We start from the raw sequence: 23,024 nt of genomic DNA on the forward strand, positions 1-23,024 counted from the left end.
AATCAAAGCTAACGAAAGATTTTGAAAATAAAACGATCGTTTGGTAAATGATTTTATTTCAAAAGCTGAATATTCTCATTTCTGATTTCAGATAAGAGCGGCAGACTACCATCTTCTAAAGCCAAAGGGAGATCGCTCAATAGATATTCGGCATCCTCAAAACCGTAGTTGTTATAATCCTGGAATGTGAATTCCCCGACCTGGTGTCTTTCAATGACTTCTCTGAAACGGACGCCGCCACCACTGGTTTCGTATGAATAGGCCAAATAATCAATGAGATTAGTTTTTTCATTGATCCAGAACATGAAGATATCCTGATGGTCTTTTCCGCCGCCTTGTTCGTCAAACCAGACTTTAAGTTGATGATAGCTTTGACCTTTAATTTTGACGGTTCCGGTTACCTCTTTATTGACCGCAGGGTCATTGAGACCATCGGGTAACATGAAGAAATAAGCCACAGAGTTCACGGAATTGCTGTATTTGCTGGCCATGCTATCCGGCAGGTACTGGACTTCTCCATTGATGGTTCTGGTAAAAGTCTCATTATTCAAAATATCTGAAATCACATTACCCAAACTGTCGTTTTGTATTCTTTGATAACTGTATAAACCTCCGTTTTTGGTGAAGTCATAATGCATTCCTCTGAAATCAAAAGTCACATGCATGTCCTTGTAGGCCTCTCCACCATGAGCTGAAATAGTCTGTCGAATGATCTGGTCTTCCTTTGAACTACATGACCAAAGAGTAATAGAGAGAAAAATGAGGATAATAGTTTGCTTCATATAAAATAAATAACCCGTTTGCTAAGGTAACAAACGGGTTTAGGGACAAAGAAGTTTGCGGTCTTATTTCATTGTAATTTCTGCAGGCTCAAACTTCACGGAAACTTCATTTTTTATCGGAGTAACAGTTTGTAAGAAAGCGTAGATGGCCCCAAGGTCTTCTTCGGTCATACCGGCATACATCATCCAGGGCATCATAGTTTGCATTTGACCGGGTTGAACCTCATGTGGCACATAGGAGCTATCTGCATAGGCCTTAAATGTGGCTATAAAACTTTCTTCTGTATGTTTTAAGCCGGTTTCGCTGTCCGGAGAAATATTGGCGGAATAAACAGTGCCAACGCCCGGCAGTTTGAAGGCCATGCCTCCTCCAAATTCTGTTCCTGGAATGTTTGTTCCCTGTGCATCTTTTTGAGAATGGCATTCTACACATCCCGCGGCATTAGTGAGGTAAGCTCCATAAGCCACCCTGTCAGATTTGTCGGGTAATTCCATGGGGTGAGGTTCTGAAGGAAACGTGTTTTTAATCAGACTAACCGGGAAATTGGTCTTTGACTCTTTGTTTTCAGAGGCTATCGGGTCAAGTGATCGCACATAGGCAATAATCGAGTATACATCTTCAGTGGCCATTTTGTTATAGTATTGCCATGGCATCACCGGAAAAATAACTTCGTTGTTTTTGTCAATTCCCGACGTAATTGCTCTGTAAAGTTCGCCGTCAGTCCAGTCTTTTAGACTATGCGGAGTAATGTTTCGGCTATAAAAAGTGCCGGGGAAACCCATATCTTCATTGAAAACATCGCCGCCCACACCTTCGGTGCCCGGAGTTGGAGGGCCGGTATAGACACTAAAATTTCTTTTGGAGTGGCAGTCCATGCATAAATTGACATTATTAGCCAGATATTCTCCACGTTGAAGTCTTTCAGGTGTTATTTCAACACTCAAATCTTGAGGGGCATCAATATTCGGTAGACCGAATTTGAGATAGATAACTGCGGCAATGACGAGCACAATAAGCCCGGCGGCCACCCATTTCAGGATGTTAAATAGTGATTTCATGATTAGCATTCGATTTGATTTCCCTCAAATTAGAAATATTTACCGATGAATAGGTAGATTTTTATTTAATGGGAGCTGCTGGTCAGCTTCTAAAAAATCATACATCTTTGAGCATGCAAAATCTATTTGATGTCAACCAGGCTCTTTTTACGGTCTTAGGTTATCCAATGAGCCTCATTGAATTAATTGCTACTCTCACGGGTGGAGTGGCGGTTTGGCTTTCGGCCAAAGAAAATGTTTGGAGTTGGATTATAGGCCTTGTCAATGTTGTGCTGGCTTTTTGGATGTTCTACCAGATTCAGCTTTACCCTGACATGTTTCTTCAGGTTTTTTTCTTCATCACCAATATTATTGGTTTCTGGCAATGGAAGTTTCCGAAGGAGTTTGAAGCCAATCTTCAGCATGAGCTAAAGATCACGAAGTTGACTGTACGTAATTTCTCTCTTCTATCGGCCGCAGGAATTGTGGGAACTTTGCTTTTGGGAACCTTCTCAAAAAATCTTCATGAAATTGCTCCAAGGCTTTTCAGCTTGCCTTCTGCGTTTCCCTATATGGATTCTTTTACCACGGTGATGAGTATTGTGGCCACTTTCATGCTAATCCGCAAAAAAGTGGAGGCTTGGTGGATCTGGCTTGTGGTTGATGTTATTGCTACATATATGTATTACATCAAAGATGTGAAGCTGTATGCACTACTTTATTTCATCTTTGTGATCATCGCCGCTTTTGGAGCTATTGAGTGGACGAGGCGTTATCAAGCTCAGGAGACTATTTGAGAAGACTCCATTTCACAATACCAGCTTTTGACAAAAAATATCTTACTGAAACTCCCAAAACCCCTAAACCATATTTTGAACTCCGGGTGAAGTTGATGGAAGAGGCGTCTTCAAAATATTTTGTGGGGCAGGTGACTTCGGCGATCTCAAAGCCCTTAGAAAAAATCTGAGCGATGATTTCGTTGTCAAAAATGAAGTCGTCATTACATTTTTGAAAATCAATGCTTCTTAAAACCTCAGCAGAGTAGGCCCGGTATCCGGTATGATATTCAGATAGTTTCTGGCTCATCAAAAGGTTTTGGGTAAAGGTTAAAAGTCGGTTTGCAATGTATTTGTAGATCGGCATTCCACCTTTGAGAGCTCCTTTACCCAGAATTCTCGAACCAAAAACAACGGGATAGAGCCCCTCACCAATAATACTGGCCATAGCTCTGATGAGTTTTGGCGTGTACTGGTAATCAGGGTGAACCATGATAATAATGTCGCCTCCAAGTTCCAGAGCTTTCGAATAGCATGTTTTCTGATTCCCGCCATAGCCCCGGTTTTGCTGATGGGTAATGACGTGTTTAATCCCTAGCTTTTGAGCCATTTTAGTTGTTTCGTCGGGGCTGGCATCATCCACCAGAATTACCTCATCTACCAGGTCAAAGGGAATTTCGCGGTAGGTTCTTTCAACGGTTTGAGCAGCCTTATATGCAGGCATTACCACGACGACTTTGAGTTTATTATACATCAGAAAAAGGTTGTTTTCGGAGTTTAAATAGCTCTAATATTCGTGCCAAAATAGTATAATTCCGAAGATTATGGTGCATTTTTGCAGCTTGAAAAAAGGTTAATCAACAAGGTTTTAGATGGAATTTTCGAATGAGGTATTGTTCTTTGGTGGGTTTGCGGTCTTTGTCATTTTTGTGATGCTGCTTGATCTTGGTGCATTTTCAAGAGGCGGTTCTCACGTCGTGAAATTCAAAGAGGCGGCTATCTGGAGTGCCATATGGGTTGCTCTGGCTGTAGCTTTTTATTTCTTTTTGAGAAAGTTCGGATATCTGATTCATGATATCAGTACTCCTGAAGCACTGCTCTCGGTTACTCAGAAGTATTATAAGAGCATCAGTCTGCCGGAATCCTTTGAGGCAGGAAAGGTGGCTTTACAGAAAAACATGGCTCTGGAATATTTGACGGGTTATTTGGTTGAGTATTCACTGTCAGTAGATAATATTTTCGTTTTTATCTTAATTTTCAGCTCTTTCGGTGTTCGGGAGATGAACTACAAAAAAGTGCTGGTTTGGGGTATTTTGGGCTCTATAATCCTTCGTTTTATTTTTATCTTCCTTGGTGCAGCCCTGATTCAAAAGTTTGATTGGATTTTGTACATCTTCGGAGCGTTTCTGGTCTACACAGGTATCAAAATACTCTTCTCAGGGGATGATGAAGAAGAAATTGATACAAAAAATCATCCGGCCGTAAAGCTGACTTCAAAATACTTCAACGTCTATGAGCGATTTGTTTACGATCGCTTTTTTGTCAAAAATAAATATCGCGGAAACAAAATTTATGTAACCCCGCTTTTTGTAGTGATCATCGTGATCGCTTTCACCGATGTTATTTTCGCCGTAGATTCTATTCCGGCAATCTTCTCCATTACCAAAGACCCTTATATTGTCTTTTTCTCTAATGTTTTTGCCATAATGGGGCTTAGGTCTATGTTCTTCTTCCTGATCAATATCATCAATATGTTTGCCTATCTGCAGTACGGTTTGGGTGTATTACTAACCTTTATTGGTGTAAAAATGCTGGCCCATCATTGGCTTGAAGAGTGGGGCTTTACCAATCAGCATTCGCTTTTGGTTATTGTAGGTATTTTAGGAATTAGTATTGTGTTGTCGCTTCTTTTTCCTCCAAAAGAGGAGAAGGCAGCTTAAGCTGTTGCCACCAGTTTCGGCTCCAGGTCCGGTGATAATTCCAACCCTTATGACGTAGTGTTAAGGGTAAATAAGCGTAGGACTCTTTAATACTTTCTGCGGAGTAGAAGAGCTCGTCATCCGTTAAAATCAAATCCTGAAAGTGAGTTTCTTCTTTTTCTGCTAAATCGGCAAAGGGAAGTTCATTGGTTAGTTTTTCAAACCTTTGGTTTATTTCATTTTTCAATAAAAGGCTCCAACCATTAGTTTGAATTTTGGGTAATGAGGGTTTAAATCGTTTCTCAGATACATCTTTGGCGTATTTCAAGTATTCCTTCAAAAGAGCCGGGCCTTCATTACTGGTGTTTTTAATTCTCAAATCCTCCGGCAAAATGCTGCTTACCAGCAATACTTTTTCTCTGGCCCTGGTGACAGCTACATTTAGTCGGTTTTCTCCACCTTTTTGACTCAATGAGCCGAAGTTCATTTTCAATTTTCCGCTTTCATCAGGAGCATAACCGATGGAGAAAATAACGATGTCAAATTCATCGCCTTGGATGTTTTCAATGTTTTTAACCTGAACTTTAGGATACTCCGCCAAGGTGTCAGAAATCAGCTCAGCCTGCTGAAAATTAAATGTAACCACCCCAATACTTTTCTCGGTGCTCGCTGCTCGGATGAGTCGAACCAACTCAAGAACTCGCTGGGCCTCTGCTGTATTTTGATTATTGGCCCAGACGCCTTCCGTTTTGATAAACTCAATAGCCGGCTCGCCTTCATTCAGTTCTTTGAAATCGGGCAAAAGCTTTAATTTATTTCCATAAAACGCCTGATTGGAGAAATCAATAAGGTCAAGCGATTTGCTCCGGTAATGGCCCCGTAATGTGGTGGACGGTAAAAACTGAGAAGATAAGTCAAGAAGCGACTCAATTTCTGTCAATATATTTTCTTCATTTTCCTCTTCAAATCTGACACGATAAAGGTCGTTTGGTTGTAGTTGCTTGTTATCGCCAGCTATCACCACCTGTTTGCCTCGGAGCATAGCTGGCAGGCCATTTTCAGTAAAACACTGCGAAGCCTCATCAAAAATGACAAGGTCAAAAAACGGTTTATTACTCATCGGAAAAACGGCCGAAACAGTCTCAGGAGACGCCATCCAGCAAGGAACAAGGTCAAACAGCTCATGACTAAACTCTTCCACCAATTTTCTTACTGGCCAGATCTGCCTTTTTTTGGTGCTTTGGTGTTTCAATTCACGGTAGGTGGTGGGGTTTCCGAGGCGGTTTTTCTCAATGTTTTTATAGGTGTGCTCCCGCAATTTTACCAATAATTGATCTTTACTGAATTTCCTTTTTTTAAGGATGAGGTCTTGCAATTCTTTCTCCCAAAGCTCCATTTGCATGCTGCTCACATTTCTTAAAATCGGATTCTTTTTTTCCAGATCTTCAATGAAATGGATGATCAGGTTCCTTTTGAAGCCAAGGGCATAGTTTTTTTCAAACCTCCCGGAAGTAAGATGATAAGAGCTTTTCTCTGTTGCTGTGAGACTTTGGTAAAGAGCATCTCTGGCTTGTATATTCTCAAACTCCCGGTCAAGAAATGCGATTAGATCCGACTGATTCTCCGGCTGGATATCGTAAACCTGTTCGGTGCCGAGAAGTTTTAGCCACTGATTTTGCTCTGTCTGAATAGTTTTCAGAATAGCTTTCAATTCATTGAAAAAAGCAATAAAGCTTTGTTGATTTTCAAGGTAGTTTGTAGCGAACGGAGCCTGGTTTTCAAAGTGTTTCCAAAGCTCGGCCAGCATTATTTGAGCATCAATGGTTTCAAGTACCTCTTCTTTACCAGGGCTTGACTTATTTACCCCAATTTGCTGAGCAATACCTCTGAAGCGTATCAGTTCATGAAGATTGTTATGAAGTTTGGTTATTCCCTCTTTATTAAACTCATAACCAAACTGCTCGGCCAGTTCGCTTATCTCTTTTTTGTTTTTGCTAAAAAGATTCCAGCTCAGGCGACTTCCGAAACTCTGCAGCTTCTCAAGAGTTTCGGAGACAAGACCTGTTTTATTTTCGGGTTTTTGAAGGAGCAGAGCAAGTGGATTAAATTGATAGCCTGAAATTTCATTCCTGAGCGAAACTAATTGAGAAAGGTAGTTTTGGTCAGTGGATGACTTTTTGAAATGACTGAAATCATTTGCCGATTTGATCAATTCTTCGGTTTGGGAAACTAGTTCGAGTTCGTTGCTATTCTCAAGACTGAATCCGGATCCTATATTATTTAAACGTTTTTTGAGAGTGGAAATATGTTGAATTATGTTTTTCAACTGTTGCAATTCATCCATGCCAAAGGCAGAAAATTCAACTCTTTTTTGCCAGAAAACGGAAGCGATACTTTCATTTTCTAATTGATCGCGGTAACGTTCCAGCGTATCCAGTTTTCTCAAAAACTCATCCAGCGTATCAAAATGGAAGAAAGGGAACTGTTCATTTAGGTCTATTTCTTTGTCTTTTTGATGGCCGGCCATGAGGTATAATTCTTTGACCGGTTTCCCGTATACCGAGCTATCGAAAAGTGTTGTTTTGAATTGATGAAGTTCGTCAACCAGCTTGTCTATTTTGCGACAGGTGGCGTCAAATTCTCTTTCCAAAAAAATGGCATTGAGGCTTTGATTTTCATGCTTGTAGGCCAAAATGCTGTCGATCTGGTCACTAATTTTTTGATACAGACCTTTGCGGTCAGCCTTGAAATCATGAATGAGGGCCGAGAAAGGCTGCATGCCCACTTCACTCAGGCGATCATAAACGGTGTCAATGGCTGCCCTCTTTTGACAGACCAGCAGAACCTTTTTGCCGCTGGCGGCATAGTCTGCCATAAGATTGCATATCAGCTGCGATTTGCCTGTACCGGGAGGGCCCTGTATCACCAACGATTTTCCGGATTTAATTTGCCGAATAGCCTCTTCCTGTGAAGCATCTATAGGGAGGGGCAGGCTTAAATTTTCCTCCTTTATTCGCGTATTCTCTGATGTATTTTGGCCAAGTAGATCCTCAAGGTTATCGAAGGCCTCACCCAGCCCACTTTCTATCAAGTAATTATAATCTGCTGAAATATAGGAGCCTGTTTGTGGGTAAATACCCAAAACGGCCTGGGAGAAAAGTTTGATCTCTCCGTTTTCTGTGGATTCAAAATCTGCTTTGGAAAGGGCAGTATAGGTCGAGAGTTTTTCTTGAAATAAGTCGGAGTTGAAATTGATCTCAAGACTGCTGGCTTTAAGAAGTGTGTACAGATTAGTCAGGAACTCGAGGGGCGATTTGCCTAGTTCTTCAAGGTTTGCTTCTAAAAGGTCTTCTTCCAGCCGAAGACCATTAAAATGGCTGAAGGCCAGCAGAAAACTTCGGTTTAGGAAAATTCCACCATCTCGTTTTTTTAAATGCCATTGATTGTTTTCTACCGATAATTCAACGGGTGTAAACGTAAGCGGGCAACGTATTAGACTGCCATCCAGAAGTTTTCCACGAATCATAGGGTAGCCTACGTAAAGGTCTTCAGCTCCACGTTCTTCCTGTAAAGTCTTATCTGTTTTATTGACTAGTTTAAGATGTTTAGCCAGTTCGTTGGTTTTGCCATCTCTGGGGTCAAGATTTGCACAAAGTGGAAAACTTTTTGAACCCGCCAGAAGGTTTTCAATAATTTCAAAGGACGGTTTGTTAAGGGCGAAATCAAGCTGGTGGAGGTCAAAGAACTGCCTCTTAAAGGGCCTTAAAAGTAACAGGGATCGATTGCCTGAAGTTAAGTTGACAAGTCGTTTTTGATATGTCTTAAGGAGCTGAAGCATGATTTAAAGATACAAAGGAAAGCTTCAGCAAATCTACTACATGACCATGAGATTACAACCTCTGACATCTGAATTGTCAAACCGGCCTAAGACTTTGAATTTTGAGTAATCTTCAGAAAATGAGCCCAAATCCTGAGTTTCCAAAAAGCAGCAAGAGTCAATATTAGCAAGATCAACAACATTAATCCCCCCGGTTTTCCCATATGATTTTGAGTTGGCTTTAGTAGTGCCTAAACTAAAACTTGGCAGATAAGTAAACGGGTCATTTATTTCTCTCAACAACACTTTCATGCTTGGCGAGGCCTGGAACCAGCCATCGCCTGTGGAATAAGCCTGACTTAACAGCTCAGTCATGCCATATTCGGAGTGAATTTTTTGAGTAAAAAAAGTTTCAGAGAGTATCTGATGTACTTCTTCACGGAGCAACTCCTTCCGCCGGCCTTTCATTCCACCTGTTTCCATGATGACAAGTCTGTCTTCGTACTTCCTTAGGAAATCAAGATTGAAATCTCCTTCAGCGAGGTCAAGCAGGGCAAAAGTGACACCCATCAACAGCACCTTTCTACTTGTGTTTTGAAGAAGACTTTTCAAGCGGTAAAGCAGCTCTCCAATTTCATCCAGATAAAAACCAGAGTCCGTAGAAAAGCTGTTGTAAATGAAGCCTTTTACCATATACACCAGTGATGAGCTGTCTCGTTCAAGGTAATTTGGCAGTAAAGCTAGAATATGGTAGTCAGTCACCGAACCGTAAATCTTCTCAAAACTTTTAAGGCTCAGGAATTCGTAAAAGGGCAGATCAGAGATATAGTGTCTAGCGTTTTGAGACCCGGTGGTACCACTGCTTTCAAAAATGTGTTGAACCTCAATCTGTCCGCTAACCACTGTATGATTTTTGAAAAATGAAATGGGCAGGCAGGGGATTTTCTCCAGGTGAGAAACTTTCAAAGGATCAATATCAAGGTTTTTTAGAAATGCTTTGTAAATTGGATTTTGCTCGGCCTGATACCTGAAGATTTCCAGAGCCAGTGGCTCAAAACCCGGATCATCTTCTTTGAGTGAAATGACAGCAGCTTTGAATTCGTCTTTGAGGTTCACGCAGGGCAATTGATTTAAATCGGCAACGTTTTTAAACCAAAACAGATAGGTTTTCGTTCTTACAAAAATACTTGACGCATTGAGAAACTTCGGTATACTCCTTCTTTTTTTGGCTTTGTCCATCGGCATCAGTTCCTGTTTTAAGGAACCTGAATTTTCGTTCACGCCTGCCATAGAGTATCGTGATTTTTCAAAGGATATTTTATTGGACAAGTTCATTGGAGCGAACAAAGACTCCATTGTGATCAATGTTCATTTTCAGGATGGTGACGGCGATTTGGGCTTAGGTGAGGAAGATAAGGCCAATGCTCAAAAGAATGATGACTTTAATTATATCATCAAACCATATCGAATGAGAAATGGGGTTTTTCAGCCCTATGATCCTTTGGTACCGCTTTCTGGTTATTTTCCATTGCTCAAAATTGACGAAAAACCAGGCCCTCTCGAAGGTACTTTAAGTTATACCATTCAATTCTTTCACTCTTTTACACGAAAGAACGACACCTTAAGATTTGATATTCAAATCAAAGACAGAGCGGGTAATTTGAGTAATGTAACAGAAACAGAGCCGATTATTGTGAATACGCTTTAGAGCACTATTCTGAACGTTGTTCCTTTTCCAATTTCAGAGTGGTAAATAGTGAGTTTGCCATTGTGGTATGTCTCAATAATTCTTTTGGCCAGTGTCAGACCAAGTCCCCAACCTCTTTTTTTGGTAGAAAAACCCGGGTCAAAAATCTTTCTTTGATTACTTTTACTAATTCCTTTACCTGAATCGGTGATATCAATGCCTACTTTCCCCTGATGAGGAAAGACGGAAATCTGAAGCGAACCAACACCAGCCATAGCATCAACGGCATTTTTACAAAGGTTTTCAATAACCCACTCAAAAAGGTTTCGGTTAATGGAAGTCATGGTGTCTAACGATACTGTGTTTTCAAAAGACCAGTTGATTTTGGTAGAAATACGGCGTTCCAGGTAGCCTATTGTTTCTTTCACTACTAATCCGATATTCTCTTCTTTCATGGCAGGTACGGACCCTATGTTAGAAAAACGAGTAGTGATGGTTTCCAGACGGTTGACGTCCTTTTCCATTTCATCGCCTATGGTTTGGTCAAAACCAGGCTGACTTCGCATAACACCAATCCAACCCAAAAGACCGGAGATAGGAGTACCCAGTTGGTGGGCGGTTTCTTTAGCAAGTCCCACCCAAACGCGATTTTGCTCTGCCCGGCGGGATGAGCTGTAGGCGATAAATGCCAGCGTGCCAAAAATAAGGAATGTAGCCAGCAAGATGTATGGGAAGTATCTTAACTCTTTTAAGGTTAGCGAGCTGGAGTAGTAGAGATACATGTTTTCAGCGTTTTCAGCCGAACCATCGATATTTAGAGAAATGGCGATGGGCTCATGCTCCAGTGCCATTTCTTCAATTTTTCTCTGAAGAATAGCATTCTCTTCTTCCGCAGATAAAACTTTGGAAGTGTCAGAGAGTTCCGGGATGTTTCGCTGGTCAAGTGCTACGCCATCCTGATCGACAAGAATGGTAGGGATGGTTTCATTTGCGGCCACTACTTCAGACACAAATGTATAATCGCAGGGGCTGTTTATTCCTTGCTCAATGGTGAAACGAATACTTTCAGCGTAAAGAAATGCATAAGTTTTTTCCCTTTCTTCCAGGGCTTGTCCCAATTGATTGAAATAGTATAGAACACCGGCTCCAATGGTGAGAAGGACAGTAATAACAATGATTCTGCTTCTTGAGAGCTGCTGATTCAGATTGAAAAACAGGCGATTTTGATACATAATTGGAGATTAGCCAACCTTTTATAACAAACTAACGTCTTACATCTTGGTGATTAATGCAAATAATGGATTTTTTTTAGATCAAGAAAACTCATTTCGAATGGATTAAGAGTGTTATTTAGAATAAATCTAAATTGATTTTTGTGATTTTGGTCATACCAATGATTACCCAATAGATGTGTAAATTTGCATCGCATTAAATTTCATGATGACAGGACAGTTTAAAGCCATATCTATTTCATTTAAAAAAGCACCGCTTGAGTTAAGAGAGCATATTGCACTTAATGAAGGCGAGGTAAAGGCTTTGTTGATGAAAATCAGAGATGTTTACGAAATCTCTGAGGCTTTAATTCTCTCTACCTGTAATCGCACAGAAATCTACTATCTCTCTTCTGAAGATTTGAGCTCAGGTCTTTTAAAGCTGCTTGCGGCAGAAAAAGGTACTTTATCTTCAAACCTTGAGCCATATTGTGAGACTTTCAATAATGAGGCTGAGGCAGTAAGGTATTTATTTGAGGTAGGTACTGGTTTGCATTCTCAGGTGGTGGGTGATGTACAGCTACCAAGTCAAATTAAAGACGCATATCAATGGTGTGCCGACATGCAGATGGCAGGGCCGTTTCTGCATCGTTTAATGCATACAGTTTTCTTTGTAAATAAGCGTGTTTTTCAGGAAACAGCTTTCAGAGACGGAGCGGCATCTACCAGCTATGCGGCTGTGGAGACCATTGAATCCTTCCTTCCTTTACTGAAGAATCCAAAGATTTTGGTTTTAGGTCTTGGGGAAATGGGCCAGGACGTTGTGAAAACCCTTCACGATAAAGGCTACGACAACTTCACAGTCTCTAACCGAACGCTTTCAAAAGCTGAAGAGCTTTCAAAAACAATGGATTTTGAGGTGGTTCCTTTTGAAAATATTCTTTCAGAAGTTCATCGTTTTGATATTATTATTTCATCGGTAAGAGCAGAATCACCGCTTTTGAATCTTAATTTGGTAAACTCTTTTGAGCATAAGTCGGTGAAATACTTTATTGATCTTTCTGTGCCAAGAAGTATTGATCAGGCTATTGAAGATGTTGCGGGAATGGTGGTTTATGATTTGGATGAAATTCAACAAAAAACCAATCAGGCTCTGGAAGCCAGAAAAGCAGCAATACCACACGTTTCTCAAATTATTGATGAGGCCCTTGTTGATTTCAATGACTGGTCGAACCAAATGGTTGTTTCTCCTACCATCCACAAACTCAAAAATGCTTTAGAGCAAATCAGGAAGGACGAAATGGCTAAGTACATGAAGTCGCTTACTGAGGAAGAAGCTGCCAAAATGGAAAAAATTACGGCCAGCATGATGCAGAAAATCATCAAGCTTCCGGTTCTACAATTAAAGGCTGCCTGCAAACGCGGCGAAGCCGAAACTCTCATTGACGTTCTCAACGACCTTTTCAATCTGGAGAAGGTAGAGGCGTAGGTTTGATTTTAAACCACTTTTTTATTGTGTAGTTTTGTTAAGGTTCAACCTTAACCAATTTCCTATACACTCACCTCTAACCACTCTCAATAACGGAATAAAATATTTCCGCTGTGAATAGGAAGTTGGGAAGTCCAAATGTAAGACAGTTACCATACAACCTTAAAAAATCATGAATTCACACCTTCTCACCCTCTGCTTTTTCCTTTTTAATGGATTTTTGTTAGCGGGATGCAAGCAATCTCAACAGAATGAAGATTTATCAAAACCGGAAAAGAATTCGATAATACGAATTGCTCTTTCTTCTGATCTCGAAAATAGATTGTATTACAAGGATGACTTGGGTAATGCGGTTATGGTGAAGCTCAAAGATTCTCTGAATATCTCAGAATCATATTTTCAGCTTTTTGATGCTCAATATAAAATTCCATTTCTATTGTTTCCCGGTGACAGCCTTTATGGCATTGTTGATGGTGAATTTGTAAAGTTTCATTCAGGAGACGAAAGAAGAGATAAAGAGTTGGCCTATTCTAATCTTCATTTTCAGCGTTTTGATATAGATTCTTACGATAAGTGGAGTTTTCAGAATGCTTTCTTGACCGAAGAATTATATAAAAGGGAAGAATTGATCGAACAGGAAGAAGCTGATCAGCAAGAGTTTTTAAGGGGTTATATAAAAAAGGAAGACGTCGGGGATGAGTTCAAGGGGTTGATTTCAAAGGGTATGCAATATAAAGCTTTGAGTAAATTATTGTTTATCAATAACTCTAAAACTGCTCCTCAGAGATATTTGGACTCGCTCAATTATCAAATCATTGAAAATCTAAATTGTGACGAATGTTTGGCTTTTGACTTTTACAGAAATCTTTTATTTATGACATTAGATTTTCTCCAAAAAAGGCATGCTAATGAGTCAGCTTTTCAACTAGTAAAAAAATATTACTCTGGTAGGTCCAAGGAATATGTACTCAAGAGGTTAATTATTAATCATATCAATGAGAAGGGTCCAAGTGAAATTCAAGAGGAAGTTGATAATTATTTGGCCCTAAAAGAGGTGCCTATGGTCTATAAAGAAGAAGTACGAGAGATAATTAATTTTTCAAACGATTCTGTACTTGACAGGATGGTTATTGACTCAAAAGGTCAAAATCATTCACTAAAGTCTATTTTGGAAGGAAATTACACCTATGTAGACTTTTGGGCCAGTTGGTGTTTACCTTGCAGAAAAGAAATGCCGGCTTCTAAACAGCTGGCATCTGATTTCGCTAATGAGGGTGTCAACTTTCTTTATTTATCGGTTGATGAAAACCCAATTAATTGGAAGAAGGCCTCTCTGAATGAAGGTTTAGGAGATAACCGAAGTTTTCTACTTCCAAAAAATTCTTCAATTAGAGAACGGTTCAATCTCAAAATGATACCCAGATATGTCATTTTCGATAGAAAAGGGGAGGTAATTGAAATGGATGCACCAAGGCCCTCTGATAAGCGAATTCGAGAAATTTTGAACGAATTATCCCACAATTTAAAATGACTTCTGATTATTAGTAACTTGGATTATTATCGTTGAATATTGTATGCATTCCCCTCTAATTACTCTCAATAACGGAATAAAAATAGCTCAGCTTGGTCTTGGGGTTTTTGAAGAAGATTTTGACGTTTCAAAAACCAAAGAAGCTGTAAAAAAAGCTTTGGAAGTCGGATATCGGCATATAGATACCGCCGCCGTTTACCGGAATGAAGAAGAAGTGGGTAAGGCTTTGAAAGAAGCCGATGTGGCTCGGGAAGAGATTTTTGTCACTACCAAAGTTTGGAATACCGATCAGGGTTTTGATAACGCTCTTAAAGCTTATGACAGAAGCCTGAAAGCTTTACAGCTAGATTATATTGACCTTTATCTGGTGCATTGGCCGGTTAAAGAAAAAAGAAAAGATACCTGGAAAGCTCTGGAGAAAATCTACAAGGAGGGCAGGGTAAGAGCGATAGGTGTTTCAAATTATCTGGTGCCTCATCTGGAAGAGCTGGAAACCTACGCGAATGTGGTGCCTGCTGTAAATCAGATTGAGCATACGCCTTTCTGTAATATGAACTCCACGCATTTAAAGTGCAAACAGATGGGTATTGCTCTTGAAAGCTACTCGCCCATGGTGAGAGGACTGAAGAAGGATCACCCGATCTTGAAAGAAATTGCGGCAAAGCACCAACGATCTACTTTTCAGATTCTGATTCGCTGGGCCTTAGACAATGGAGTGATTACGATTCCTAAAAGCAGCTCTTCTGAAAGAATCAGAAATAATTTTGAAGTTCTGGACTTTCGCTTAGGTATAGACGATTTGAAAGCTTTGTCTACACTTCACGATGGTACACGTGTAGCGGATGATCCGATGGACTATTTGTAACCAAATAAGCTTAACTTGCATAGATCAACTTTGAGTAATTGAAGTCCGTATAGACTTTGAAATAAGAATAGAAAAATGAAAAGACTGATACCCTTACTTGTTTTGCTTGGCTTCTTTGTGGGCTCGTGTAATCTCTACAAAAAATACGCTGATACTGCCGAGGGCTGGGAGGAAGAAATTACCAATCTTGAGTATCGCGATGATAATGAAAAGTACCCTGATGATGCCATTTTGTTTATCGGCAGTTCCAGTATCAGACGTTGGGATTGGATCGACGAAGACATGGCTCCATACATTCCTATTAAAAGAGGATATGGCGGGGCCCATTTTACGGATATGATCCACTTTACGAAAAGGTTGGTGTGGCCTCATAAATTTCAGGCCTTATGCATCTTCGTAGCCAATGATATTACCGGTGGGGAGAATGATAAATCGATACCAGAGGTGATGCGTCTCTTTAAAGAGGTGGTGAAAACTGTGAGAGAAAGATATCCTGAAGTGCCAATTTTTCAAATAGCCATTACCCCTACAAATTCAAGATGGAAGGTGTGGCCTGAGGTTCAGAAACTCAATGCAGCCTTTGCAGATTACTGCCAAAAGCATGATAATATGTATTATATAGATCCTTCTGCTAAATATTTGAATGAGCAGGGAATGCCGCGGTCAGAGCTATTCGTCGGTGACCAATTACACCTGAATGAAGAGGGTTATGATATCTGGGCGGCAGTCATTAAAGAAGAATTAGATAAAGTATTAAAATAAACTCAATGATTAAAAAACTAAGCCTGTTGCTGGCTGTGGCCGCTTTAGCTTCATGCTCTAACCCTACTGAAAAAGAAACTGAAACCGAAGAGGTTGAAAACCTTCAATTATACATCGGAACCTATACCTCAAAAGGGAGTCAGGGTATTTATAAAACCGAGTTTAACCCGGAAAAGGGCGAGCTCATGGAAGCAAAACCTGCCGCCGAGTCAGATGATCCTTCTTTTTTAGCACTATCCCCTGATGGAGGACATTTGTATGCTGTCAGCGAAGTAAATGGCGGGAGTATCAGATCGTTTAGTCGTGGAGATTCTTCATTAACTTTTATAAATGAGTCTTCTTCCGGTGGAATACACCCTTGTCATGTTGCGATTGATAAAACCGGGAAATGGATTTTTGCGGGTAACTATACTTCTGGTTCTTTGGCAGTATTACCAATTCTGGAAAATGGAGGGGTAGGCGAGCCGGTACAGGTAATTCAACATCAGGGCTCCGGCCCTAATAAAGAGCGTCAGAAAAGTCCGCATGTTCATTCGGTAAATGTTTCTCCGGATAACAAAGCCATTTTTGTTCCTGATTTAGGGATGGACAAAGTTATGGTTTATGCCTTTGATGAAACAACAGGGCAGCTTACTCCGGGTGATCACATGGAAGTAACGCCGGGTTCAGGGCCGCGTCATTTTACTTTTCATCCGAATGGTAAATTTGCTTATGTGGTACAAGAGCTTACTGGTAGCGTAACACAGTTTAATTATGCTAATGGTGGCTTAGAAAAGGTCGAAGAATTTAGCACCCTTCCTGAGGGTTTTGAAGGTGATAACAGCTCGGCCGACATTCATATTTCACCAGATGGCCGTTTCCTGTATGCGTCTAATCGCTTTATTGATAATATCGCTGTCTTTGCCATTGATCAGGAAAGTGGAAGCTTGTCGGCAGTGAGTCATCATTCTGTTTTGGGGCAGGTGCCGAGAAATTTTGCGATTTCACCCGACGGTCAATTTTTGTTGGTGGCTAATCAGGAGTCTGATAATATTATCGTTTTCAAAAGAGATAAAGAAACAGGGAAATTGTCACCAACAGGGGGAGAAATTAAGGTTTCCATGCCTGTTTGTCTGATCTTTACAGATAAATAGTAGGCTAATTCCAAGATTTTTAAGGTTATCGTAAATGAATGGCATAGTTTTGTCGTTTGTTCTGTGATAACCTTTCTTTTTTGGATGCCTAAAGCACTCTTATACATATCCATTGCATTCCTCTGTCAATCCTGCTTTTTGTTTACAGGGCCTACTCCTGACCCTCCGGGGGCAACCGAAGAGCCTTTGCCGGAGTTTCTTTCAACACCATCGAGTTTTAGTGTTGAGCGTGGAAAGGTAGATGAGGCCTCGGGAATGGTTGCTTCGCAAAGTATGCCAGGAAATCTTTGGGTTATTAATGATGGTAATACCAAGGCAGCTTTACATTTGCTTTCTAATACAGGTAATTATTTAGGTTCGGTAGATATGTGGCCATCTGTAAACAGAGACTGGGAAGATATCGCCGACGGGCCGGGTCCTGAAGAAGGTGTCAATTATCTATATGTTGGGGATATCGGGGATAACGCTGAAGTATACGGTACCTATCAAATCTATCGGATGAAAGAACCTGTGGAACTGGTTGATGGCATTCAGCAAGATGTGATTTCTTTCAGATACGAAGATCGTAGCAACGGACTGGATGTTGAAGCCATGTTAGTGGATCCACGAACAAAAGATATTTATCTGATTTCAAAAAGGCAGCTTTTTACTGTTCGGGTGTACAAATTGCCTTATCCTCAAAGTATTACAGAAGAAAATGTAGCCGAATTTCAAGGTGTAATTCCTCATAGCTTCATTACAGCCGCTGATATTTCAAAAGACGGAAGGCAGCTGATGATTAAAAACTACGATGCCATCTTTTACTGGCGTCTCTCTGAAAACGAAACAGTTTTTGAGGCATTGAGAAGAAACAGAGATGTCGGCTTGCCTTATTACCCCGAAGAGCAGGGAGAAGCTTTATGTTTTGACTATAACGATTCTGGTTACTACACGCTTTCAGAACGTCTTGACAATCCATCAGGAACGCTCTACCACTATGAGCGGAAGGTAACAGATCAGTAAGTCTTTCAAAAGAGTATGTTGGCCTTTTCGAGGTTTATCCAAACAACTTGCCAAGCTTACCAGACCCCTGCATTTTGTTCATGCGTTTCATCATTTTACGCATTTGTTCAAATTGCTTTAAAAGATTGTTTACCTGCTGAATAGAGGTACCGCTACCATTGGCAATCCGTTTTCTACGTGGACCATTAATGATATCCGGATTCTCTCTTTCGCCCGGGGTCATGGATTGAATTACGGCTTCTATTGGTTTGAAAGAGTCGTTATCAATGTCAATATCTTTGATAGCTTTGCCCATTCCAGGGATCATGCCCATCAAGTCTTTTACATTACCCATTTTCTTGATTTGTTGAAGCTGGCTTAGGAAGTCGTTGAGATCAAACTTGTTCTCACGCATTTTCTTATTGAGCTTCTTGGCTTCATCCTCATCATAGGCTTGCTGGGCACGCTCCACAAGGGAGATAACGTCACCCATGCCGAGGATACGGTTGGCCATTCTATCCGGGTGGAAGATGTCGAGGTCTTCCATTTTTTCTCCGGTTGACATGAATTTTATAGGCTTGTCAACCACAGCTTTTACCGAAAGAGCCGCACCACCTCGGGCGTCACCATCAAGTTTGGTTAAAACCACACCATCAAAATCAAGACGCTCGTTAAAGGTTTTTGCTGTATTCACAGCATCCTGACCCGTCATAGAGTCCACCACAAAAAGAACTTCGGTAGGATTGATGGCTTTTTTAATATTCTCCACCTCCTTCATCATCACCTCATCAACTGCCAGACGACCGGCGGTATCGACGATGATAATATTTTTGCCTTTACTTTTGGCCTCTTTTAGGGCATTTTGTGTAATATCGACGGCATTCTTGTTCTCAGGCTCAGCATAAACATCAACTCCGATCTGCTCACCTAAAACCTGAAGCTGTGTGATGGCGGCAGGTCTGTAGATATCACCAGCAACCAACATCACCTGCTTACCTTGCTTTTTGAGGTAACTGGCGAATTTCCCTGAGAAAGTCGTTTTACCTGAACCCTGAAGGCCGGCAATCAAAACAATGGCAGGGGAACCTTGGAGATTAACCGGCTGAGCTTTGCCACCCATCAATTGAGTCAATTCTTCCTGAACAATCTTGGTAAAGAGTTGACCTGGTTCTACAGCGATTTTTACATCACGATCAAGAGCCTCCTGTTTTACGCGATCAGTTACTTCTTTGGCAACTTTATAGTTTACATCGGCATCCATCAATGCACGACGAATCTCTTTTACAGTAGAGGCAATATTGACGTCAGTAATGCGGCCTTTGCCCTTAAGGGTTTTAAATGCACCGGCCAGTTTATCCTGTAAGCTCTCAAACATGGTTTTTCCTTTTATTCAAATGGGCTGCAAATTTAGTTATTTAACTGATGATAAGAAACAAAAAAAAGCCTCTGCAAAATGTTGCAGAGGCTAAGTGTATGGGCAGAAGCTTACCCTTGTTGCTCGTCTTGCTTCATAATCGTTTGATTATTTAGCAGGAGTCGCTGTTCTTATCACTTTTGTTTCCGTTTTAATCTCAAACGGTTCTTTTACCACTTTATCTCCCGTAGTAAGTACAATTACATACTCACCGTCTGGAAGAGAAGATAGATTTAGAACTTTGGCGAAATCGCTGGTGGCAACTTCTTTGTAAAGTGTTAGACCTGTTTCGTCTTTCACTTCTACATATGTTTTCTCCAGAAGGTTAACTGCAGTTACTTTGAATTTCAGACCGCTCATGGCTTTTACCGTTAGGTCTGACTCTGCAATGTTTCTGAAATACATGTGATCATCTGCGTGTACTGCTGTAGTTGATACTCCCATCAAGATTACAGCGATTGTTAATAGTTTTTTCATTTTTGTATTTTTTAATTCTTTTACTAATTCTTGTTTTTGTTCTAGTTGGATTTTGCTTCCGTCCATCACTTTGTTCATTGCAAACATAGCGTATGTGGCTAATGCGATGCAATAGACTGTGTTGGTCAAAATGAAAGTTCATCTCACGATCCTACGATAAACTTGGAATAATACCATGAATAGGTATAAGTTGTTATAAGTACTTGAAAAAGTGCAATGGTATTTAATACTTGCTTAATATCAGTCACTTACAGATTTTCAAGAAAAAGGTAGGACTATTCAGGGAATAAGGCCAAAAAGGACACCAAATAGTGCAAAATGAACTTTTGGGGGCTTGAGCTCCGCAAAGTTTCCAGCTTCATGGAAGTGTTTGGCAGCCTCTGGCAGGGAGTTCGAATCTTTTAAATAGAGCGACCCAAGTTTGAAATGGATTATTAATTGGGGCTATAAACCAGAGGTTTGTTAAAACCGCAACGAAGCCGGAGAATTCGCTGAAAGTAGTTAGTAGAAATACTAAATCCTACTTTGATATATTTTAATCCAAACGTCAGAGATTTTATCAAATATGGGCTTATATTTTGATGTGCTGGAAACTATTTCAAATTTTTCAACATAATAGCTGGCACCATCGTGTTCAACTAGAATTCTAAAATTTTGGTAGTGGTTGAGTATTGAGATGGGTTTTCCTTTTTCTATTAATATATGCTTTACAGGTTTTGTAGCATCTGGAGTCGAATAAAGACTTATGTTTTGAGATTTACTGACTTCAAAATCAAAAAGGGTTTCCTTACCATTTAGCAATTCTTTTCCTTTAAAAATCGGGGTGTAAGATTTGTAGAAGTCTTGGACAGATGTAAGGGCTTTATCGATTTGTTCTTCTTCTATTTCTTTTTTAATTTCCACTAAGAAATCTTTAATTCCATTTATGTTTTTTAGAACATAATTCTTTGTGGTGTCAAAATGGCCATAATTTAATTGTTGGTGAAAGAAGTTGCTCCAGTTGGTTATTTTTTTCATTTCATGGGTAGAGCTATACATATATCTCAAATTATCCTCGCCACAATAATAAATTTCAACATTGTTTAAATCATGCTTTCTAACTGCTACAAAAATGGGGAAGCAGTCTTTATCGTCCAGAATATTCTGTTTCAGATTTACCGTTAAGTTCTCGTTTGTTGAGCTAAGTCGGTTGTAACTGGAAGCTAATTCTCGAAGGGCTGTTTTTTCTAAATTCTCCTTTTCTATCTCATCTTTCTTTTTTTTGTCTGCTTCCTCTTTAAGTCGCTTTTCCTCTTCTCTATGCAAGAAAAGTTGCTTTAAAGCTCTTTCTTTTTCAGACTTAAATGAGTCGTTATCGAAAACATAATCAAGAGCACTTGAGGAACCTTTCAGACTAAATTTGTAATCTTTTTGAGAACAATCGTTAGAATAACGGATTTGAACAGAACTGTATTTTTTAAATAAATCGATTACATCCCACTTTGTTTTCGATGGCGATTTGAATTCGTAAGAATTGAGACTGGAAAAGAATACAGCATCTCTATCGGCATTGGTGGTTAAACTCGAGGAGAAGTAGGTCGTGTCATTGCCACTAAATTTGAAGAATAATTTGTTATTATCGCACCCTGTATATCCTACTTCAGATAAATAGAAATTTGAGTTCAACTCGGAATCAAAAAGATTAAAAGTCAACCTAGGTGCCGTATATGGCCAATTATTGCCAGCCCCAATAACCCAAGCGGCCTTATAGTTACCATCAAAAGGGTTACTTCCTTTCGAGGTCTTCCATTGAGCAAAAAGATTTTGGTTTAATAAGAAAAGAAAAGCTACTGTAAGGCTTAAAAACTGTTGACGAGCTGAATGTCTCACGTGTGAAATGTTAGATTAATGTTTTAAATTAGATATTTATTCTATTCAAACAAAAACCTGCTTCTTGGAGGTGTAGGGCAGTCTATGGCTGGGTACCTGTATTTTGGTACTATGTAATGTGAAATTTTGAAATAGATGAATAGTTGGGGCGACAATCCAGAAGATTGTTAACGTTCCAACGACGCCGGAAACTTCGCTGAGCAGAGTGTTAAAATTGATTAGATTTAGTCGGTGGGGCGGTTTGAAACGAAAAAGCCCCGAATCTCAAGACAGGGGTTATTCCTTTTTTGAATAGTGGTATCCTATACTATTACATTTGTATTCTTTTATAATATTAAAGTTAGGAAACGCCTTCTAACAAGAATGTTATCCATATACTTTGGAAAAAAGACCTAAACTAACTAACATTGAAAAGAATTGACAACCCTAAATTGCTGTAAAAGAGAAAAATATATAATTTTGCGGCTCGTTTTTTGATTGAAAGAAATAAACACCATTCGATTTATGAAAAATAGTATCTCAAAATTGAAAGAAGTTTCGAACCAAAGGTTGGAACTGTTCGGAAAACTTTCAAACACTGAGGTGGACTTATCGGAACTTGACTTTATTTCGAAAGATAAGTGCGAGATAATCCGCCAAAAATTTTCTATCAAAAGGGATAGCTGAATATTATTGTAAATGTTTGACAGAAAAAAGCGAACGGAAGAATTCGATATTCTTCTTAAGGTAGTCGTGCCACCAATTTTGAAAAAGTACCCTAATGTTAGCTTAGATAACAATATACTAGGGATTGTGATTAATGATTATGAAAATCTGCTGATCGAAGGTATAAAGCCGGTATATAATGAAGGAGTGAACATCTGTATACACAAAGTTGCCTCCGCTTTTGAAATGGCGATTTCTTATCAAATGCCTCTGAAATGTTCCGACTTAAAAACAAGAGTTAATGCGAATTTAGAATTAGCTAAAGATGTTGCAATACAGCTTATAGTTAGTAAGAAAGATGTTGATTTTCCTGGTTTTATTGAATCCTTTTCGGGATTTTCTGATCAACAAAATGCCTTACTTTTGAAACATGAAAATTATATGAGAATTTCGGCCGATTCAGAAGTTCTTTTTGACTATAATGTACTTTTAAATGCATTGTTTTGGGAGTCTTTCTTTAATCCGATTTATGAAAACTTTGCCAAGTAATTGTTAATTCTGATGTCTCGTTCAAAAGCAAAGGCCCCGAATCTTTCAATCCGGGGCCTTTTAATTTCAAAACGATTAA

The 23,024-nt window shown here is 39.7% G+C and carries 19 protein-coding genes; 10 read left to right on the forward strand and 9 right to left on the reverse strand.

Annotation, left to right across the window (positions count from 1 at the left end; all coding sequences use genetic code 11):
* Positions 1 to 53 precede the first annotated feature (53 nt).
* Both AFM12_RS10070 and AFM12_RS10075 read right to left on the reverse strand, forming a co-directional pair.
* On the reverse strand, positions 54 to 782 hold the full coding sequence (locus AFM12_RS10070) for a DUF6503 family protein (RefSeq protein ID WP_055147470.1): 729 nt from the start codon (positions 780 to 782) through the stop codon (positions 54 to 56).
* 63 nt (positions 783 to 845) lie between these two features.
* The gene (locus tag AFM12_RS10075; protein ID WP_055147473.1) at positions 846 to 1,841 is read right to left on the reverse strand and encodes a c-type cytochrome; all 996 of its coding nucleotides are present in this window, start codon (positions 1,839 to 1,841) and stop codon (positions 846 to 848) included.
* Between the two features lie 113 nt (positions 1,842 to 1,954).
* On the opposite strand from AFM12_RS10075, the gene pnuC reads away from it, so the two are divergent.
* The gene (pnuC, locus tag AFM12_RS10080) at positions 1,955 to 2,617 is read left to right on the forward strand and encodes a nicotinamide riboside transporter PnuC (protein WP_055147941.1); all 663 of its coding nucleotides are present in this window, start codon (positions 1,955 to 1,957) and stop codon (positions 2,615 to 2,617) included.
* Here the strand turns inward: pnuC and AFM12_RS10085 are convergent.
* On the reverse strand, positions 2,610 to 3,350 hold the full coding sequence (locus tag AFM12_RS10085) for a glycosyltransferase family 2 protein (RefSeq protein ID WP_055147476.1): 741 nt from the start codon (positions 3,348 to 3,350) through the stop codon (positions 2,610 to 2,612). The two genes, pnuC and AFM12_RS10085, sit on opposite strands and share 8 nt — an antisense overlap.
* 118 nt (positions 3,351 to 3,468) lie before the next feature.
* Between AFM12_RS10085 and AFM12_RS10090 the strand changes: the two genes are divergently transcribed.
* Positions 3,469 to 4,536: a TerC/Alx family metal homeostasis membrane protein gene (locus tag AFM12_RS10090; protein ID WP_055147479.1), complete on the forward strand. Its 1,068-nt coding sequence runs from the start codon at positions 3,469 to 3,471 to the stop codon at positions 4,534 to 4,536.
* Here AFM12_RS10090 and AFM12_RS10095 read toward each other — a convergent pair.
* Together AFM12_RS10095 and AFM12_RS10100 are read right to left on the reverse strand one after the other, a co-directional pair.
* Positions 4,484 to 8,353: an AAA domain-containing protein gene (locus AFM12_RS10095; protein WP_055147482.1), complete on the reverse strand. Its 3,870-nt coding sequence runs from the start codon at positions 8,351 to 8,353 to the stop codon at positions 4,484 to 4,486. The two genes, AFM12_RS10090 and AFM12_RS10095, sit on opposite strands and share 53 nt — an antisense overlap.
* 36 nt (positions 8,354 to 8,389) lie before the next feature.
* Entirely contained in the window at positions 8,390 to 9,622 is a 1,233-nt protein-coding gene (locus tag AFM12_RS10100; protein ID WP_229308486.1) for a LuxE/PaaK family acyltransferase, read from the reverse strand.
* Between the two features lie 31 nt (positions 9,623 to 9,653).
* On the opposite strand from AFM12_RS10100, the gene AFM12_RS10105 reads away from it, so the two are divergent.
* Complete coding sequence (locus AFM12_RS10105; protein ID WP_055147485.1) at positions 9,654 to 10,040, forward strand: hypothetical protein; 387 nt, start codon at positions 9,654 to 9,656, stop codon at positions 10,038 to 10,040.
* Here the strand turns inward: AFM12_RS10105 and AFM12_RS10110 are convergent.
* Positions 10,037 to 11,251, reverse strand: coding sequence for a sensor histidine kinase (locus AFM12_RS10110; RefSeq protein WP_055147488.1), 1,215 nt, complete (start codon positions 11,249 to 11,251; stop codon positions 10,037 to 10,039). The two genes, AFM12_RS10105 and AFM12_RS10110, sit on opposite strands and share 4 nt — an antisense overlap.
* A 208-nt stretch (positions 11,252 to 11,459) precedes the next feature.
* Between AFM12_RS10110 and hemA the strand changes: the two genes are divergently transcribed.
* The 6 genes from hemA to AFM12_RS10140 all read left to right on the forward strand — a co-directional run bounded on the left by hemA (position 11,460) and on the right by AFM12_RS10140 (position 18,012).
* Positions 11,460 to 12,719, forward strand: a complete 1,260-nt coding sequence (gene hemA, locus AFM12_RS10115; RefSeq protein ID WP_055147491.1) for a glutamyl-tRNA reductase — start codon at positions 11,460 to 11,462, stop codon at positions 12,717 to 12,719.
* Between the two features lie 172 nt (positions 12,720 to 12,891).
* Positions 12,892 to 14,250: a TlpA family protein disulfide reductase gene (locus AFM12_RS10120; protein WP_082391271.1), complete on the forward strand. Its 1,359-nt coding sequence runs from the start codon at positions 12,892 to 12,894 to the stop codon at positions 14,248 to 14,250.
* Positions 14,251 to 14,293: 43 nt separating this feature from the next.
* Positions 14,294 to 15,115 carry an aldo/keto reductase gene (locus AFM12_RS10125; protein ID WP_055147497.1) on the forward strand — a complete coding sequence of 274 codons (822 nt, stop codon included), beginning with the start codon at positions 14,294 to 14,296 and terminating at the stop codon, positions 15,113 to 15,115.
* A gap of 75 nt (positions 15,116 to 15,190) precedes the next feature.
* Positions 15,191 to 15,877, forward strand: coding sequence for a GDSL-type esterase/lipase family protein (locus AFM12_RS10130; protein ID WP_055147500.1), 687 nt, complete (start codon positions 15,191 to 15,193; stop codon positions 15,875 to 15,877).
* Positions 15,878 to 15,882: 5 nt separating this feature from the next.
* Positions 15,883 to 17,010, forward strand: coding sequence for a lactonase family protein (locus AFM12_RS10135; protein WP_055147503.1), 1,128 nt, complete (start codon positions 15,883 to 15,885; stop codon positions 17,008 to 17,010).
* 84 nt (positions 17,011 to 17,094) lie between these two features.
* Positions 17,095 to 18,012: a PE-PGRS family protein gene (locus AFM12_RS10140; RefSeq protein ID WP_131458298.1), complete on the forward strand. Its 918-nt coding sequence runs from the start codon at positions 17,095 to 17,097 to the stop codon at positions 18,010 to 18,012.
* 34 nt (positions 18,013 to 18,046) lie between these two features.
* On the opposite strand, the gene ffh is transcribed toward AFM12_RS10140, so the two are convergent.
* The 3 genes from ffh to AFM12_RS10155 form a co-directional block, all read right to left on the reverse strand.
* The gene (gene ffh, locus AFM12_RS10145) at positions 18,047 to 19,366 is read right to left on the reverse strand and encodes a signal recognition particle protein (RefSeq protein WP_055147509.1); all 1,320 of its coding nucleotides are present in this window, start codon (positions 19,364 to 19,366) and stop codon (positions 18,047 to 18,049) included.
* A gap of 147 nt (positions 19,367 to 19,513) precedes the next feature.
* A complete protein-coding gene (locus AFM12_RS10150; protein ID WP_131458300.1) occupies positions 19,514 to 19,882 on the reverse strand; it encodes a hypothetical protein in 369 nt (122 codons plus the stop codon).
* 513 nt (positions 19,883 to 20,395) lie between these two features.
* A complete protein-coding gene (locus AFM12_RS10155) occupies positions 20,396 to 21,751 on the reverse strand; it encodes a hypothetical protein (protein ID WP_055147515.1) in 1,356 nt (451 codons plus the stop codon).
* A gap of 678 nt (positions 21,752 to 22,429) precedes the next feature.
* Between AFM12_RS10155 and AFM12_RS10160 the strand changes: the two genes are divergently transcribed.
* The gene (locus AFM12_RS10160) at positions 22,430 to 22,945 is read left to right on the forward strand and encodes a hypothetical protein (protein ID WP_055147518.1); all 516 of its coding nucleotides are present in this window, start codon (positions 22,430 to 22,432) and stop codon (positions 22,943 to 22,945) included.
* Positions 22,946 to 23,024 lie beyond the last annotated feature (79 nt).

The sequence above is a fragment of the Jiulongibacter sediminis genome (genome assembly GCF_001306455.1).
Lineage (GTDB): Bacteria > Bacteroidota > Bacteroidia > Cytophagales > Spirosomataceae > Jiulongibacter > Jiulongibacter sediminis.